Source organism: Geodermatophilus sabuli (assembly GCF_900215145.1).
GTDB classification, from domain to species: Bacteria; Actinomycetota; Actinomycetes; order Mycobacteriales; family Geodermatophilaceae; genus Geodermatophilus; species Geodermatophilus sabuli.
Genome location: NZ_OBDO01000007.1, coordinates 100,595 through 117,090 on the forward strand (window position 1 = coordinate 100,595; position 16,496 = coordinate 117,090).

At 75.6% G+C, this 16,496-nt stretch carries 10 protein-coding genes; 5 read left to right on the forward strand and 5 right to left on the reverse strand.

Annotated elements, in window-relative coordinates; genetic code table 11:
- Positions 1-22: 22 nt before the first annotated feature.
- Both efeO and efeU read right to left on the reverse strand, forming a co-directional pair.
- Positions 23-1,174, reverse strand: coding sequence for an iron uptake system protein EfeO (gene efeO, locus CRP39_RS16225; RefSeq protein WP_097207425.1), 1,152 nt, complete (start codon positions 1,172-1,174; stop codon positions 23-25).
- Positions 1,161-2,135: an iron uptake transporter permease EfeU gene (efeU, locus tag CRP39_RS16230; RefSeq protein ID WP_245853913.1), complete on the reverse strand. Its 975-nt coding sequence runs from the start codon at positions 2,133-2,135 to the stop codon at positions 1,161-1,163. The genes efeO and efeU overlap by 14 nt, the downstream gene beginning before the upstream one ends.
- Before the next feature lie 211 nt (positions 2,136-2,346).
- On the opposite strand from efeU, the gene CRP39_RS16235 reads away from it, so the two are divergent.
- From CRP39_RS16235 to CRP39_RS16245, 3 genes are all read left to right on the forward strand, one after another.
- Positions 2,347-3,345, forward strand: a complete 999-nt coding sequence (locus CRP39_RS16235) for a cyclase family protein (RefSeq protein WP_097207427.1) — start codon at positions 2,347-2,349, stop codon at positions 3,343-3,345.
- Positions 3,346-3,352: 7 nt separating this feature from the next.
- On the forward strand, positions 3,353-5,026 hold the full coding sequence (locus tag CRP39_RS16240) for an AMP-binding protein (RefSeq protein WP_097207428.1): 1,674 nt from the start codon (positions 3,353-3,355) through the stop codon (positions 5,024-5,026).
- Positions 5,027-5,154: 128 nt separating this feature from the next.
- Complete coding sequence (locus CRP39_RS16245) at positions 5,155-5,931, forward strand: enoyl-CoA hydratase-related protein (RefSeq protein WP_097207429.1); 777 nt, start codon at positions 5,155-5,157, stop codon at positions 5,929-5,931.
- 783 nt (positions 5,932-6,714) lie between these two features.
- On the opposite strand, the gene CRP39_RS16250 is transcribed toward CRP39_RS16245, so the two are convergent.
- The 3 genes from CRP39_RS16250 to CRP39_RS16260 all read right to left on the reverse strand — a co-directional run bounded on the left by CRP39_RS16250 (position 6,715) and on the right by CRP39_RS16260 (position 11,515).
- Positions 6,715-8,394 carry a dynamin family protein gene (locus tag CRP39_RS16250; protein WP_097207430.1) on the reverse strand — a complete coding sequence of 560 codons (1,680 nt, stop codon included), beginning with the start codon at positions 8,392-8,394 and terminating at the stop codon, positions 6,715-6,717.
- Entirely contained in the window at positions 8,391-10,211 is a 1,821-nt protein-coding gene (locus tag CRP39_RS16255) for a dynamin family protein (protein WP_245853914.1), read from the reverse strand. Before CRP39_RS16255 ends, CRP39_RS16250 begins: the two co-directional genes overlap by 4 nt.
- A gap of 104 nt (positions 10,212-10,315) precedes the next feature.
- A complete protein-coding gene (locus CRP39_RS16260) occupies positions 10,316-11,515 on the reverse strand; it encodes an IniB N-terminal domain-containing protein (protein ID WP_097207431.1) in 1,200 nt (399 codons plus the stop codon).
- A gap of 253 nt (positions 11,516-11,768) precedes the next feature.
- On the opposite strand from CRP39_RS16260, the gene CRP39_RS28095 reads away from it, so the two are divergent.
- Together CRP39_RS28095 and CRP39_RS28100 are read left to right on the forward strand one after the other, a co-directional pair.
- Positions 11,769-13,802, forward strand: a complete 2,034-nt coding sequence (locus tag CRP39_RS28095) for an Hsp70 family protein (protein WP_143426676.1) — start codon at positions 11,769-11,771, stop codon at positions 13,800-13,802.
- A complete protein-coding gene (locus CRP39_RS28100) occupies positions 13,799-16,477 on the forward strand; it encodes a helix-turn-helix transcriptional regulator (protein ID WP_097207433.1) in 2,679 nt (892 codons plus the stop codon). Before CRP39_RS28095 ends, CRP39_RS28100 begins: the two co-directional genes overlap by 4 nt.
- Positions 16,478-16,496 lie beyond the last annotated feature (19 nt).

The following is a 16,496-nucleotide window of genomic DNA, read 5'->3' on the forward strand; positions in this document are numbered from 1 at the left end:
CGGGCACGACCGCGGGTGCCGGTCAGCGGTCGGCGACGACCGCGGCGACCCGGCTGACGGACTCGGTGAGCGCGGTCACGCTGTCGCTGAGGCCGCGCAGCTGCTCCTGGGTGAGCTGGTCGTAGAGGAGCCAACCGTCACCCGATCGGTACTGTTCCAGCTCCGCCTCGGTGGCCGCGAAGCGCTCGTCGATCTCGGCGACCAGCTCCGGGTCGGCCTCCTCCAGGTACGGGCGCAGGGCCTGGACGGCGGCCTCGGAACCCTCCAGGTTGGCGGCGAAGTCCCACAGGTCGGTGTGCGAGTAGCGGTCCTCCTCGCCGGTGATCTTGCCGGTGGCGATCTCGTCGAGCAGCGCCTTGGCCCCGTTGGCCAGCTGCAGCGGGTCGAGGGTGGTCTGGTCGGCCAGGCTCACCACCTCCTGGACGTCGGCCAGCAGCTGGTCGGCGTAGGGCGCCATGTCCGCGGTGGTCCCGCCGACCCACAGCGCCTGCTCGATGCGGTGGTAGCCGGTGAAGTCCTCCCCCTCGGCCTGGTCACCCTCGCGGCCGTCGATGCGCGGGTCGAGGTCCCCGAAGACCTCCGCGACCGGCTCGATGCGCTCCCAGTAGGTGCGGGCGACGGGGAACAGCGCCTTGGCCCCCTCGACGTCGCCGGCCTTGACGGCGTCGACGAACGCGGCGGTCTGCTCGGTGAGGGCGGCGGTCTGGCTGCGCACGTACCGCTGGTAGTCGGTGGCCGCCTGGGCGAGGGTCTCGTCCTCCGACAGCTGCGCGGCCTCACCGGTGACGGTGAGCGCGTTGCGGAGGCCGTCGCCGACCATGCCGGGCTTGCAGGCGGTCTCGTAGTCCCCGGCCGGCAGCTCGACGAGCAGCTCGCGGGTCACCCCGGGCGCGATGTTCTCCACCTCGCCCATCACGCGGTCGCCCTCGGCGTAGACGTAGAACTCGGTGACCTGGCTCCCGTCGTTGGTGACGGCGAACGAGTGCGTGCCCGCAGCCAGCTCGGACTCGGCCACCTGGCAGGCGTCGTCGGAGGCGGCGACGGTGACCGTGTCGGCGGCCGCGCCGCCCGAGGCCCCCTCGCCCGTGCCGGGGTCACCACCACAGGCGGCGGTGGTCAGGGCCGCGAGGAGGCCGGCGGCGAGGACGGGGGTGCGGCGGCTACGCGCGGACATGCTGGGCGTCCTCCGGGTTCGACGACGGGGTCGGGCGGGCCTCCGCCGGCACGGCGCCGGTGGACGACGGGGTGTGCTGCCGGCGGGCCGGCCACAGGAAGGCGACCAGCACCGGCACGAGGTAGGCGACGTAGGCGACCGTCTCCAGGACGGTGGGCGCCGCGGTGATGTTGAACATCCCGGCCAGCGCGGCGCCGTACCAGCTGTTCGGGTCCAGCACGCCGGAGACGTCGAAGGTGAGCACGTCCAACCCCGGCAGCACGCCGGCTTCCTGGAAGTCGTGGACGCCGTACTTGAGGATGCCGGCGGCCACGAAGACCAGCAGGACGCCGCTGATGGTGAAGAACCGGGACAGGTCCACCCGGATCGCGCCGGCGTACAGCCCGACCCCGACGAGGACGGCGGTGAGCACGCCGGCGGTGATCGCGACCAGCGGCGTCGCGGTGGTCGTGGCGCCCTGGGCCGCGGCGTAGAAGAGCAGCGTCGTCTCCAGGCCCTCGCGGACGACGGACAGGAACGCGACGCCGGCGACGGCCAGCGCGCCCAGGCCCAGGGCGTGCTCCAGCTGGCCGGTCAGCTCACCCTCGAGCCGGCGGGCGGTCCGCCGCATCCAGAACACCATCCAGGTGACCAGCGCGACGGCCAGCACGGAGGTGATCGCCTCGAACAGCTCCCGGCTGCGATAGTCGGCCAGCAGCGTGGTCCCGGTGTAGGTGAGCAGCGCACCGAAGAGCACCGACAGCGCGACGGCGACGGCGACGCCGGCCCACAGCGGCAGCAGCTGGCGGCGGCGTCCGGACCGGACGAGGTAGGCGACGAGGATGCTCACCACGAGGGTGGCCTCCAGCCCCTCGCGGAGGCCGATCAGGTAGCTGGCGAGGAATGCCTGGCCCATGCGGGGACCCATCTGCTGAGCGGACGTCCCTCCGGCGGCGCCGTAGGTGAGGCTCACCTTACCCATGGGTGCGGCGACCGGATCGGGCATCGGTCCCGGCGTCGCGGCCCGGAGGTCCCCCGCCCCGGGACCGCCGTCGCGTTGCGCCGACGTTGCACCCGGACCACTCCGGTGCGCCGGGTGCTTGCCAGACGCAACGGCCGACTGTGACGGTGGACACTCCCCGGCGCTCGCCCCGGGCCGCCGGACACCGCTCATCGACGAGAGGACGGTCCCCATGACCAACGCCGCGGAACAGGCCGAGGAGAAGGCCCCCACCCCACCCGCCACCGCCCCGGACATGACCGAGGTCCTGGCCGACGCACCCACCAACTGGGGCAAGTGGGGCCCGGACGACGAGGTCGGCTCGCTGAACTACCTCACGGCCGAGGAGGTCATGCGGGGCATCGGGCACGTCAAGCAGGGCAAGGTCTTCCCCCTGCAGCGGCTGATCGGGGACCCGAAGGGCGACCCGGTGTGGCCGGGGCGCTCACCGGCCGAGCGGACGATGATCCTCGACGAGTCCTCGTGGGACTCCCCCGACGCCCCGCAGTTCCCCGGCGGCCTGCACTACGCCGACGACAAGATCAACGCCTTCCTGCAGGGCTCCACGCAGTACGACGCCCTGGGCCACGTCTGGTACGGCGGACAGATCTGGAACGGCTATGACGCCCGGACGACGGTCGGCGGCCTGGAGAAGGCCAGCGTCGAGGCGATCGCCCAGCGTGGCGTCGTCGGCCGCGGCATCCTGCTCGACATGGCCCGCTTCCGCGGGAAGCCGACCCTGGACAAGGGCGAGACGTTCAGCCACGAGGACCTCATGGCCTGCGCCGAGGCCCAGGGCACCCGGATCGAGAAGCACGACATCCTCGTCATCCGGACGAACTTCCTGCAGCTGTTCCACGAGCAGGGCGACGCGTTCTACGAGGGCTTCAACGAGCCCGGCCTGGTCTACAGCCGCGAGCTGGTGCAGTGGTTCCAGGACATGGAGATCCCCAACCTGGTCACCGACACCATCGCCAACGAGGTCACCTACGACCCCAACAACGGCACCGCCCTGCCGCTGCACTGCGCCCTCATGCGCAACCTCGGGGTCACCCTCACCGAGATCTGCGACCTGGAGCAGCTGGGTGAGGACTGCGCGGCGGACCGGCAGTACACGTTCCTGTACGCGGCCGCCCCCCTGAAGGTGCACCGGGCGACCGGCTCCCCGGTCAACCCGCTCGCCATCAAGTGAGCCCCCGATGAGCGGCTACACCGACCGACCCTGGCTGGCCCTCTACGAGGAGGGTCAGCCGGCCGACTACGAGATCGAGTTCGACAACGCACTCGAGATGTTCCGCGCCGGGCTCGCCCGGGACCCCGGCGGCGACGCGCTGAAGTACTTCGACGGGACCGTCTCCCGCCAGGAACTCGACGAGCTCAGCGACGCGCTGGCCGCCGGGCTGCTGGCCAACGGGTTCGCCGCCGGCGACCGCCTGGCCGTCTACCTGCAGAACGTGCCCCAGTTCGTCATCGCGATGGTGGCGACCTGGAAGGCCGGCGGCGTCATGGTCTCGATCAACCCGATGAGCCGGAAGCGGGAGCTGTCCTACCTGCTGGCGGACTCCGGGGCCACGGTGCTGGTCTCGCTGGAGGGGCTCTACGACGAGGTCGCGCGGGAGGTGGTCCCCGACACGGACGTGCGCCTGGTCCTCACCACCAGCGAGCTGGACTTCCAGACCCGCGACGACCAGCGGCTCTTCGCCGGGTCCCGTCGGCAGCGCCACGAGGGCACGACCGACCTCCTGGAGTTCGTCGATCAGCACCGCGGGCAGACCCCGCCGCCGGTCCGGCTCCGGCCGGACGACGTCGCGTTCCTGACCTACACCTCCGGGACGACCGGCGTGCCGAAGGGCGCGATGAACACCCACCGGAACGTGGTGTTCACCGCGCAGGTGTACCGGGACTGGACGCGGGCCGGGCGGGACGGCGCGATCTTCGGCATCGCCCCGCTGTTCCACATCACGGGGCTCATCGGGCACATCGCGGTGAGCATGCTCGTCCCGGCGCCCCTCGTCCTCGCCTACCGGTTCGAGCCGCAGGTGGTCCTCGACGCCCTCCTCGAGCACCGGCCGACGTTCACCATCGGCGCCATCACCGCGCTGAACGCGCTGCTCAACGCGCCGGGCTTCACCCGGGACCACTTCGCCTCGTTCACGTCCGTGTACTCCGGGGGCGCGGCGATCTCACCGACGGCCGCGAAGGCGTTCCTGACGGCCACGGGCACCCCGGTGCACAACGCCTACGGGCTGACCGAGACCACCTCGCCGATGACGGTCACCCCGTTCGGCGCCCCGTCGCCGGTAGACCCGACGTCCGGGGCGCTGTCGGTCGGGGTGCCGGCGCCGAACACCATCGTGCGCATCCAGGACGACGACGGGCGGGACGTGCCGCTGGGCGAGGTCGGCGAGATCGTCGCCGAGGGGCCGCAGGTCGTCGCCGGCTACTGGGGCAAACCGGAGGAGACGGCGGCCAACCTGCCCGGAGGAGCGCTCAAGAGCGGCGACGTCGGCTTCATGAGCCCCGAGGGCTGGGTCTTCATCGTCGACCGCAAGAAGGACATGATCAACGCCTCCGGGTACAAGGTCTGGCCCCGGGAGGTCGAGGACGTCCTGGCCGAGCACCCGGCGGTACGCGAGTCCGCGGTCGTCGGCGTGGCCGACGAGAAGCGCGGGGAGACCGTCAAGGCGTTCGTCAGCGTCAAGGCGGGCTCCGCGGTGACGGCGGAGGAGCTCATCGCGCACTGCAAGGAACGCATGGCCGCCTACAAGTACCCGAGGCAGGTCGAGATCATCGACGAGCTGCCCAAGACGGTCACCGGGAAGATCCTCCGCCGCGAGCTGCGCGACCGGGAGGCCACCACCCGGCCGACCTGATCCACCCTCGGCGAGATCGGCGATCTCGTACGCTTCCGACCCCGGGAGCCGCCGAGATCGCCGATCTCGCCGTGCCGTGCCGTGCCACGCCGTGCAGGCTCATCGACCAGAGACGAGGTGGGGCGCCGATGCCCGAGACCGTGACCCGCGAGGACGCCGGCGGCGTCGCCACGATCACCATGCTGCGGGCCGGGCTCACGCACCAGTCCCGCCGTGAGCTGCTCGACGTCGTCCGCGAGGTGGGCGCCGACGAGACGGTGCGGGCGGTCGTGCTCACCGGCACCGGCCGGGCGTTCTGCGTCGGACAGGACCTCGCCCAGCACGTCGAGGCCCTCCGGGGGGACGCCGCCGAGTCGCTGTCGGTGGTCGAGGAGGAGTACAACCCGCTGATCCTGGCGCTGGCGGCGCTGCGGGTGCCGGTCGTGGCCGCCGTCAACGGGGCCTGCGCCGGGGCAGGCCTGGGCATCGCGCTCGCCGGGGACCTGCGGATCGCCGCCGCCGGCGCCAAGTTCACCACCGCCTTCGCCGGCATCGGACTGTCCAGCGACTCCGCTCTGGCCTCACGGCTGGTGCACTGCGTCGGCGGGTCGCGGGCGGCGGAGATCCTGCTGCTCCCGGACGCCTTCCCCGCCGAGACCGCCGCGATGTGGGGCCTCGTGCACCGCGTCGTCGCGCCGGAGCAGGTGCTGCCCGAGGCGCAGGCGCTGGCCACCCGGCTGGCCGCCGGCCCCACCGCCGCCTACCGGGCGCTGAAGACCGTGCTCGCCACCGCGGCCACCGACTCCCTCGAGGACACCCTCGCGCTGGAGGCCCGGCTGCAGAAGGAGCTGGGGCAGACCACCGACCACCGCGAGGCGGTCGAGGCGTTCCTGGAGAAGCGCGCGCCCCACTTCACCGGGCGGTGACCCGGCTCGCGCGCCGGCGGGCCCGCTGAGGCGTCCTCCCGCGAGCTCGCGAGTCGTGAGGGCAGCGCTGTCCTTGCTCACTGACCGCAGTGGCGACGCTGCTCCAGGTGTCGACACGAGAGCGTCCGTACCGCTGCGGCGCGGAACGCTGCGGTCCGTGACGACGACGATGACAGGCTCCGCCAGACATCGTCGTCGGTAGGGGGACACGTGACGGAGCTGGCGCGGCCACACGGGGAGCAGGGCACCGCAGGAGGTGTCGGCAGCCGGTGGACCGCCCCGGCCGGGACGGCGGAGACCCGCCTCCCCTCGCCACGGCGCGTGGTGATGACCGGCAACGTCGTCCAGCAGTCCCCGCCGCCGCGCCCCGCGACCACCAGCGACATCGCGCCGCCGCCGCTCGGCCGCCGGACCCCGCCCCGCCCCGCCGGCGTGCAGGCCACCGTGGCGCTGTGGTGCGCCGGCTGCCTGGCGGCCCTCACCGGCGTGGTGGCCGCGCTGCTGGACTCCACCGCTCTGCGGAACCGGCTGGTGGCCACCGCGACCGCCGACGACCCGGCGGCCCCGGCCGGGGTCGTCGCCGACGGGGTGAGCGCCACGATCGCCGTGGTCACCGGCGGCGTGACGCTCGTGGTCCTGCTGTCCCTGGTGTGGGTCCTCCTGCTGCTGCGGGGCCGCTCCTGGGCGCGCTGGGCGCTGCTGGCGACGATCCTGCCGGCGCTGGTCGTCCTGGACGTGGCACAGAGCCTGGTCGCCGGGGACGCCGACGTGGACCGGATGGCCCTACTGGCCGCCGGCGGCCTGTTCGTCCTCGCCCTGCTGCCGCTGCTCACCCGCTCGTCCCGCGCCTCCTCCCGCAGCGACCGCGCCGGGACCGCCGGGACCGTGGGCACCGCCGGCCGCTGAGCCGCCGGCCGCCGGGTCACCGGCGCCCGAGCACCCGCCTGCCCCGCCCGCCGGCGACCCGGCGCGCCAGCCGTCCGACTCGGCGAGCAGCGCCTCGCAGGAGCGGACGACGACCGCGGCCGCATCGGCGGTCGCCCGGGTCGCGAGGGGGGCGTCGGCGGCCGCCCGCCACCGGTCCAGCGCCGCCCGGGCCGCACCGCGCAGTTCGGCGGCGTCGGCGTCCTCCGGCAGCCCCAGCCGCGCCGCCGGGGTGGTGCCCTCGGCACCGAGCAGCCGCTCCGCGTCGGGGCGCAGGGGTTCCGGCAGGGGGCTGCCGGCCGCCCGGGACCGGGCCAGCAGCTCCAGCTCGTCCAGCTCCCGCGCGGCCAGCCGGGCCCGCTCGACACCGGCGCGCAGCTCCTCGGCCCCCTCGACCGGGTGCTCGGCCAGCACCCCGGCCAGCAGGCGCAGCGCCGTCCCGGCCTTGAGCTGGTCGCCCCGGGCCGTGAAGTGCACGCGCAGCAGCCGCTGCAGCTCGGTGAGCCCGCTGCGGCGGAGCAGCTCGTCGGCGAGGGTGGAGGCGTCGGCGACACCGGCCCGGATGAGGGTCAGCGAGAGCCGGATCCCGAACAGGCCGAGCCGCTCCAGCAGCGAGACCCGGACGTCGCGCGCGAGCGGCACCGGTACCTCGGGCCGGGTGAACCGGTCGGCGGTCAGCAGCATCCCCGCGACCTGCTGCTGGTCGGCGCCGGCCAGGGTGCGCAGCGCGACGAAGTCCCCGTGGCGCAGCGTGCGCCCGGCCAGCGCCAGCAGCCCGGCGACCGGCACCACGGCCGAGCTGACCGCCTGCACCGCGGGGTCCTGCGACATCCGCCGGGCCACCGCGCCCGCGGCGTGCAGGGCGTCCAGCCGGCCCGAGCCCACCTCGTCGGCGCGGGAGAGCACGGTGATCGTGGTGGTGTGCGCGCCCCCGGCGCCGGAGTCGGCCTGGAAGCCGGCGAGGACGGCGACGTCCTCCGGCTGGAGCTGCCGGGTGAGGAAGACGACGGCGTCCGCGCCCGAGCGCCCCTCCTCCCCCTCCAGGAAGGTGCGGGTGCGCGCGCTGGTGCCGGTCGACAGCGAGGAGATCCCCGGGGTGTCGACCACCGTCGCCGGCAGCAGGTCGGTGGCCGGCCACTCCACGACCAGGTGCTCGACCTCCTCCGGCGGGGTGCCCCCGAGGTCGAGGTGCAGGCCGCCGTCGGCCCGTCGGACCGGCAGGGCCCGCCCCCCGCCGTCGGTGCCGTGCAGCTGCACCCGGGGTGTGGCGCCGTGCCGGTAGAGGGTGACGACCCGGGTGCACTCGCCGGCGTCGGTGGGTGCGATCCGTGCCCCCACCAGGGCGTTGAGCAGCGTGGACTTCCCCGACTTGACCCGCCCGACCAGCGCCAGCCGCAGCGGCTCGTCCAGCCGCCGGCGCTGGGCGGCCAGCCGCGCGGCCACCGCCGGGAGGTCGCGGTACCGCTCGACCGCGTCGTCCAGCAGCCCGCGGACGTCGTCCAGGACGGTGCCGCTGCCGGCCGTCTCGACCGGGCTCATGCCGACGGCACCGCGACCCGGCTCAGCTGCCGGACGTCGGCGGCGAGGCGGTCCAGCTGCTCCAGCCGCAGCCGCAGCGACCGGATGCGGGCGTCCCGCTCGGCGGTGGCCTCCTTGGTCGACCGCTGGGCGGCGGCCACGGCGTCGGCCAGCGAGCGCGACATCTCCTCCGCGGTGTCGGTGATGAGGTCGCGCAGCGTGCGCTGGACGGTGCGCAGTCGGTCCTTGAGCTGCTTGCCCACCTGGAAGACCACCTCGTCGAGGTGCCGGCGGACCACCGCCTTCGCCTCGGACTGCCGGCGCGCGATGCGCTGCTTCTTGTCGTCGTTGTAGGCCTTGCGGCCCAGCAGGACGCCGGCGGCGAGCGACACCGGGTTGATGATCGCCATCCCGGCCAGGCTGGTCACCAGGCCGGTCATCAGCACGCCGGTGTAGGAGCCGCGCAGGCCGATGAGGGTCCGCTCCCGCAGGGTCATGGCGCCGTCGTCGATCTCCGGCAGGTCGACCAGGCTCTCCAGGGCGTCACCGGCGGCACCGACGGAGAGGGCCGGGACGGCGGCGCCGCCGTCCCGGGCGAACTGCTCGATCACCCGCTCGGCCAGCCACTCCGAACGCTGCTCGGCCCAGACGTAGCTGTCGGCGACCGCGGCGGCGATCCGGCGGTCCAGCCACTCGGCCAGCTCGCCCCACACCGGGCCGGGGTCCCGGGCGTCGATCGCCTCCTCGGCCTCCCGCGTGACCACCCGGGAGCGGTCGCGCAGGTCGAAGTCGATGTCGCTGAGCAGGTCGGTGACGCCGTCGCCGAGCACCTGCTGCCACCGGGCGGAGCGCCGGCGCAGGTCGTCGGCGGCCGCCTTGGCCTCCTCCAGGCCCCGCACCAGCTCCTCGCGGCCGGCCGGGTCCTGCAGGCCGGCCAGCTCCGAGCGCACGGCGAGGGACAGGTGCTCGGTGACCGCCGCCAGGTCGTGCACCAGCGACCGCCGGGCCAGCGTCTCGGCGCGGTCGACCACCTCGCGGCGCAGGTGCGTGACCAGCTCGGCGATCCCCGACTCCTCGTGCAGCTCGCGGTCGCGGTGCTGCACGGCGAGCTGGGCCAGCGCGGAGGAGACGCAGAACAGCGGCGCCTCGATGCCGCGGCCGGCGAGGTGGGCGCGGTCGAGGTCGGCGATCGTCCGCCAGTCGGGGCAGGCGTCGGTCTTGGTGAGGACGCAGATGACCGTCGGGCACAGCGCCCGCGCCTGCTCCAGGAAGGCCATCTCCGGGGCGGTGAACTCCTGGCTGGCGTCGGTGACGAGCACGACGGCGTCCGCGCTGGGCAGCAGGTCGACCGTGCGCAGCGCGCGGGCCGCGCCCACGCCGCCGACCCCCGCGGTGTCGACCAGCTCCAGGCCGCCGGCGAGCAGCTGCCGCGGCAGCTCGACCTCGGCCTGCACCAGTCGCTCGGCGCCCGCTCCGGTCACCCGCGCCGCCACCTGCTCGATCGGCACCGGCACCCGCTCGGTGGGCACGTCGTCGGCAGCCGGCCCGCCCGGCTCGCCCCCGGTCGTGACGACGAGCGTCGCGCTCGGCTGCTCCCCCGCCCGCACCACGGTGGGGACGACGGTGGCGACGTCGTCGGCCACCGGGCAGACCGGCGCCCCGACCAGGGCGTTGACCAGCGAGCTCTTGCCCTGCTTGGGCTCGCCCACGACCAGGACGCGCACGCCCGGGGCCGCGGAGCGCGCCCGCGCCTGGATCAGCCGCCGGTGCAGGTCCGGCCGCTCGCAGACCTCTGCGAGCGCCATCGCCCGGTCGACCACGTGTGCTGACGTGACCACGGCCACCTCCTGGGTCCCGGTCTTACCACCCGGGGCGGTGTGCGGGCGCGACCCGGCCCGGGTGTCCCCCGTGGGACACCCGGGCCGGTTGCGGGGAGTGGAGCTCAGACCGTCACGTCGTCGACGGAGGAGTCGTCGACGACGACCAGCTCGTCCTCGGAGCTGGAGTTGTCCTGGAAGGAGTCCTCCACGGTGAACGAGTCCTCGACCGAGACCGAGTTGTCGGTGGAGGAGTTGTCGTTGCCCGAGTCGTCGACGTCGAAGCCGTCGTCGTCGGAGTTGTCCTGGAAGGAGTCCTCGATCTCGACGTCCAGGTCGGTGTTGGTCGAGTTGTCCGAGTTGTCCTGGAAGGAGTCCTCGATCTCGACGTCCACGTCGGTGTTCGTGGAGTTGTCCGAGTTGTCCGAGTTGTCCTCGTTGAACGAGTCCTCGACGGCCACGTCGGTGTTCGTGGAGTTGTCCGAGTTGTCCTCGTTGAACGAGTCCTCGACGTCCACGTCGGTGTTCGTGGAGTTGTCGGCGTGGCTGCCGTTGCCGGAGACGTTGCCGTCGCCGTGCTGGGTGTTGCCCGAGTTCTCGACGTCGATGTCGGTCTCGATCTCGGTGTCGACGTCGTTGCCCGTGCCCACCGCGTTGCCGTTGCCGGAGACGTCGGTGCTCTCGTTGTAGGAGTCCTCCACCGAGTTGTCGCTGTGGTCGACCACGAGCTCGGAGTCCTCGAGCTCGAGGTCGTCGCCGACGTAGACCCCGCCGGAGTTGTCGATCTGCGAGACGTCGCCCTCGACGTCGCCGAAGATGGCCTGCGCGTCGCCGCTCACCCAGATGCTGTGCGAGGCATCGACCGACACGTGGGTCTCGTGGTTGGTGTACTGGATGCTCTGCAGGTGGGTGATGACCACCGTCTCCTGACCCGCGGCCGGCGCGTGGTGGCCGCCGTGGTGCCCGCCGTGGCCCGGACCGTCGTCGTCCCGGTCGTCGTCGCGGTCGTCGTCCCGGTCGTGCACCGGGCGGTGGGAGCCGCGGTCGTCGTCGTCCCCGTCCCGCGACGGCCGGTGGGATGCGCCGGCGACCAGGGAGGAACGGTCGTCGTCGTCGCAGGAGTCGCCGCGCCCGCCGCTCCAGCCGCCCACGGTGGAGTAGTCGGCGACCATCGGCATCAGGTCCGCGACGTCGGCGGGGGAGACGTCGGTGAGGCCGGCCTCGTCGAGCGCGGACTGCGGGTCGGCCTCGTAGGCGGCGGCCTTCTCCGGGTCGCGGAAGAGGTCGAGGATGAAGTCGAGCAGCGTGCTCGCGAGAGTCGACATGGCTGGCACTCCTGGGTCTCGAGCCGTCCGCGTTCTCGGCCGGCTGGCGACCGCAGTCCAACCGCCGCCCGCCACCCCCGGCATCGGGGGTTCTCCCCCAGGTCACATCACCCGATTGGGGGGTGCGTGCTGACTCCGCGTTAGGGGCTGCGGGGTGTCGCCCTCCACTTACCGTCCGCAGCCGTCCGACAGGCGGTTCGCGTGGGACAGATGGGGTGACCGGGTCATACGTTCGGCTGACCGGGTGGCCCCGATGCGGGAACCCGGGAAGGTGATGGCGAACCAGGGGGCACCTGTGCGCGACGACGAGTACGGGCTGGGCATCGACATCGGCGACGGGACGATCTCGGCGGCGGTGTGTGCCAAGGACGGGACGGGGCAGGCGGCGGCGGAGCCGGTGCGCTTCGGTGGTCAGGGACCGACCCTGCCCGCCGGCGTGGCCGTCGGGCCGGACGGCGGGGTCACGCTGACGCCGACCCCCGAGGCGGTGACCGTGTCCCACGTCATGGCCCGGGTCGGCGCGCCGGAACCCGTCTACGCCGGTCAGCGGCCCGTGGCCGCCGCCGACCTCGCCGCCGGGGCCGTGCAGCGGGTCCGGGAGGCGGCCGCCCGGCAGGAGGGGCGGCCGGACGCGTGGACGGTCGTCACCGTGCCGCCGTCCTGGGGCCGGCACCGCCGCGCGGTGTTCGCCCGCGCGCTGGAGGCAGCCGGTGTCCCCCGCTTCTCCCTCGTCTCCAGCGCGGTGGCCGCCGTCCACCACCACGTGGTCACCGGCGACCTCGCGCCGGAGCCCACCGTCGCCGTGTACGACCTCGGCGCGAGCACCCTGGACACCGCCGTCGTCGGCCCCACGGCCGAGGAGCCCCTGGGCCACCGGGGCCTCCCCCCGGAGCCCCGGGCCTGGGGCGGGCGCGACGTCGACGACGTGGTCCTCGCCCACGTGCTCGCCTCCGGCGCGACGCCGATCGCCGGCGGGCACGCGCTGCGCGCCGCCTGCACCGCGGCCAAGGAGGCGCTGTCGGCGCGGACCACCGTCGACGTGGCCGCGGGGCTGCCGGACGGACCGGTCCGGCTCACCCGCGAGGAGCTCGACGAGGCCCTCACCGGTCCCGTGCAGGAGTCGCTGACCGCCGTCGCGGACGCCGTCGCCGCCGCGGGCCTCGAGCCGGCCGACCTCGACGCCGTCGTGCTGGCCGGGGGTGGCGTGCGGGTCCCGCTGGTCGCGGAGATCCTCTCCGGCGAGCTGGACCGGCCGCTGGTCGTCTGCCCCGAGCCGGCGCTCACCGCGGCGCTCGGCGCGGCCGCCCTCGCCGCCGACGCGCTCGTGGCCGAGGAGTTGCTGGCCGCCGTCCCCCCGCCGGCCGCGCCGGCCTCCACCGGAGTGGTCCCCGCGGGTACCGCCCCCTCGGGGGACGTCCCGGCTCCCCGGGCCGACCGCCGGCCACCGGCCGAGCGGGGCTCGTCGTCCCGCCGGCCCGGCGGGACCACCCGGCCGCGCCGGAGCTCGCGGGCGCGCCGCGGAGCCGTGGTGGGCGGCGCCCTCCTCGGGCTGCTCGTCGTACCGCCGACCCTCGCCGCCGTCCTGGCCTCCGACCCCGCTGCCACCCAGGGCGCCGAGCAGACCGCCGGGCGCGACGGCGGCCAGGTGATCGCCACCGGCACCGCCGGAGTCGGCGGCACGGCCCCGGCCGGCACCGCGGCACAGCCGGCGACCACGCCCGGCAGCCGCGCCGGGACAGCGGGAGGCGGCACCGGTGGGGGTGCCGCAGGCACCCAGCCCCGGACCAGCCTGGCCGCGGCGATCACCACCGCGGCCCGCAGCGGCGGGGTGTCCGCCGGCGCCACCTCCTCCGCCCCGGGGACCACCGGTTCCCGGCCGGCGAGCGGCGTCGTCCCGCCGGGGACGGTCCCCGGCACGACGGACCCCGGCACGACGAGTTCCGGCACGACGAGTTCCGGCAGCGCGGCCCCGGGCACGACACGTCCCGGCACCACGGCCCCGGGCACCCCCGCGCCCGGCAGCACGCCCCCCGGGACGACGGCGCCGCAGCCGACCACCCCCGCCCCGGAGCCCACGACCCCCCCGGTCACCACTCCGCCGGACCCAACCACCCCCCCGTCGGAGCCGACGACTCCCCCGGCCGACCCGACCACCTCCCCGGACCCGACGACCCCGGCGGCGGAGCCCGAGCAGACGACCCCGGCACCGCCCCCCACGACGCCGCCGGCCCCCGCGCCGGAGCCCGAGCCCCTCCCCGGGCCGGCGTCCGCCACGGAACTGCTGTGATCGCCGACATCTGCGCGACGGGCACCCTGCCCGCCGCGACCACGACCGTGCGGGAGCTCGCCGGTGCCCCCGGGGAGTGCCCGGCCGCGGTGACCGTGCAGGGACCCGGCGGCACGGGGAAGACCCACCTGCTGGGTGAACTGACCACGGCCTGGCGGCGGGCCGGGCTGGTCGTCCTCGACGGCGTCCCCGCGGATCCCACCGCCCTGCCCGCGGAGTTCGCCGTGGTCGTCGACGACGCGCACCGGCTGTCCGGGCCCGCCGCGGCCGGGCTCGCCGCGCTGGTGGGCGCTCCCGGCGCACGGATCGCGCTCGCCTACCGGCCGTGGCCCCGCCCGGCGCCGCTGACCGCCCTGCTCCCGGAGCTCGGGGCCGAACGACGCACCGTCGTGCTCGGTCACGCCGACCGCGCCGTGGTCCGGGGCTGGGCGCGCGAGCAGCTCGGCGAGGCGGCGACGCCGGACCTGGTCGACACCGTCCTGGGTCATACCGGCGGGCTGCCCGCCCTGGTCCACCCGGTGCTGCGCGCCCTCGCCCGCCGCGGCATCCCCCGCGGCGGGGCGGCGGGCTCCGCCGTCCCGGAGGAGGTCGCCGACCGGGTCAGCGCCCAGCTCGCCACGGTCGACGAGGAGACCCGCGCGCTGCTGCACGCCGTGGCCGCCGGCGCGCCCCTGGAGGACGAGGTGCTCGGCGGGGTGCTCGACGTGCTGCCCGGCCACGCGGCGGAGCTGGTCACCGCCGCGCGGGCCAGTGGCCTGCTGCTGCCCAGCGGCGCGGTCGTCCCGCTGGTGGCCCAGCTGCTGCTGGGTGCCACGCCACCGGACGTCACCCGCCGCACCCGCCGGCGGCTCCTGGGGCTGCTGGTCGAGCGGGGCGAGGAGCCCCTGGACCTGGCCCGACGGCTGGCCGCCGAGCGGGTGCGCGACCCGCTGGCCGCCCGGCTGCTGGAGCGGCGCGGCGAGGCGGCGCTGGCCGACGACCCCGCCCTGGCCGGCGAGCTGCTCGGCGCGGCCGCGCTCAGCGGCGCACCGGTGGCGGGGCTGGCGGCGCGGCGGGCGCAGGCGGCCGCGCTGGCCGGGGACCTGGACGGCGCCCTGCAGTGGGCCGACACCGCCCTCGCCGACCCGGCGGCGCCCGACCGGGCCCGCGCGGCGGGGGTGACCGCCGCGGTGCTGGCCCAGCGGGGGCTGCTGGGCCGGGCCGCCGCCCTGTGCCGGCTGGCCGGCCCGGAGCGGGCGGGGTCGGCCGCGCTGGCCCTGATCGCCACCGGGGCACCCGAGGAGGCGGCCGCCGTCCTGGACGGCGCGCGGGCGGCCGGTGGGCTGCCGACCATGCTGTCGGTGAGTGAGGAGCTCACCGCCCAGGGTGTGCTGCAGTCGCTGCGGGCCGGGGCGGACGCGGCGGAGGACATCGCCGCGGCGCTGTCCACGCTGACCCGGGCTGCGGCGCTGCTGGAGCCGGTGGGGCGTACCGCGCTGCTGGTCGACACCCCGGCGGCGCTCGCCGCCCTGGTCGCCCTGCACAGCGGGGAGCTGGGGGTGGCGGAGTCCGTGCTGCAGCGGGCCGTGGACGCCGACCTCGGGGGTGCGCCGTGCCGGCCGCGGCACCGGTTGCTGCTGGCCTGGATCGCGATGCTGGCCGGCCGGATGACGCGGGCCCGCGAGTACATGGCGATGGCGCAGGACTCGGCGCGATCGGGCCCAGCGCAGGACTCGGCGCGATCGGGCCCAGCGCAGGCTTCGGCGCGCTCGGGCCCAGCGCAGGACTCGGCGCGCTCAGGCCCAGCGCAGGAGGGTGGCGGGCAGCTCGAGCCGCGCGACGACGTCTTCCTGCGGGCGCTGGAGGTGGGGCTGGCCCGCCGCAGCAGCGACGTGCCGGCGCTGGTGCGGGCGTGGGTGAGGGCGCGCGAGGCGGTGGTCCGCCACCCGGTGGACCTGTTCACGCTGCTTCCGCTGGGCGAGCTGGTGGTGGCCGCGGCCCGGTTGCGGGACGGCGACCGGCTGCGGCCGCACCTGGCCGAGGCGCAGGCGCTGCTGACACGGCTGGGGGAGCCCCAGCTGTGGGCGACGTCGCTGCACTGGAGCGGCGCGCAGGCGGCGATCCTCGCCGACGACCCGGACGGGCTGCGGCCGCACGCGGCGGCGCTGGTCGCCGCGGCGCGGACCAGCCCCTACGCGGCGACGCTGGCGCGGGCGGGGCGGTCGTGGATGCGGGTGCTGACCGGCGACGTCGACGCGGCGAGCGTGGTGACCGCGGCCGAGGAGCTCACCGCGGTCGGGCTGGGCTGGGACGGCTCACGGCTGGCCGGGCAGGCCGCGGCACGGGCCGTGGACCAGAAGGCCCGCGCCGTGCTGCTGGGCTGCGCCCGCGCGCTGGCCGACAGCACGGGGTGCGAGAGCGCCCCGTCGCTGTCCGCGCCCCGGCAGTCGGGCGACGCGGCGCCCGGCCCTGCCCCGGCGTCCGCGCCCGCGGCCAGCGGGGTGCTCAGCGAGCGGGAGCGGGAGGTGGCGCGGCTGGTCGTGGAGGGGCAGACCTACCGGGAGATCGGGAGCCGGCTCTACATCTCGGCCAAGACGGTCGAGCACCACGTGTCGCGGATGCGGCAGCGGCTGGGCGCGAGCAACCGTTCGGACCTGCTGGCCCGGCTGCGGGCGGAGCTCGCCGACGGCGCCTGACGGCCCTCCTGCAAGGTCC

Excerpts from the sequence above, each read along its gene's own strand:
- CRP39_RS16235 (WP_097207427.1), top strand. The coding sequence starts at position 2,347 with ATGACCAACGCCGCGGAACAGGCCGAGGAGAAGGCCCCCACCCCACCC.
- CRP39_RS16245 (WP_097207429.1), top strand. The coding sequence starts at position 5,155 with ATGCCCGAGACCGTGACCCGCGAGGACGCCGGCGGCGTCGCCACGATC.
- CRP39_RS16260 (WP_097207431.1), bottom strand. The coding sequence starts at position 11,515 with ATGTCGACTCTCGCGAGCACGCTGCTCGACTTCATCCTCGACCTCTTC.
- efeU (WP_245853913.1), bottom strand. The coding sequence starts at position 2,135 with ATGGGTAAGGTGAGCCTCACCTACGGCGCCGCCGGAGGGACGTCCGCT.
- CRP39_RS28095 (WP_143426676.1), top strand. The coding sequence starts at position 11,769 with ATGCGGGAACCCGGGAAGGTGATGGCGAACCAGGGGGCACCTGTGCGC.
- efeO (WP_097207425.1), bottom strand. The coding sequence starts at position 1,174 with ATGTCCGCGCGTAGCCGCCGCACCCCCGTCCTCGCCGCCGGCCTCCTC.
- CRP39_RS16250 (WP_097207430.1), bottom strand. The coding sequence starts at position 8,394 with ATGAGCCCGGTCGAGACGGCCGGCAGCGGCACCGTCCTGGACGACGTC.
- CRP39_RS16240 (WP_097207428.1), top strand. The coding sequence starts at position 3,353 with ATGAGCGGCTACACCGACCGACCCTGGCTGGCCCTCTACGAGGAGGGT.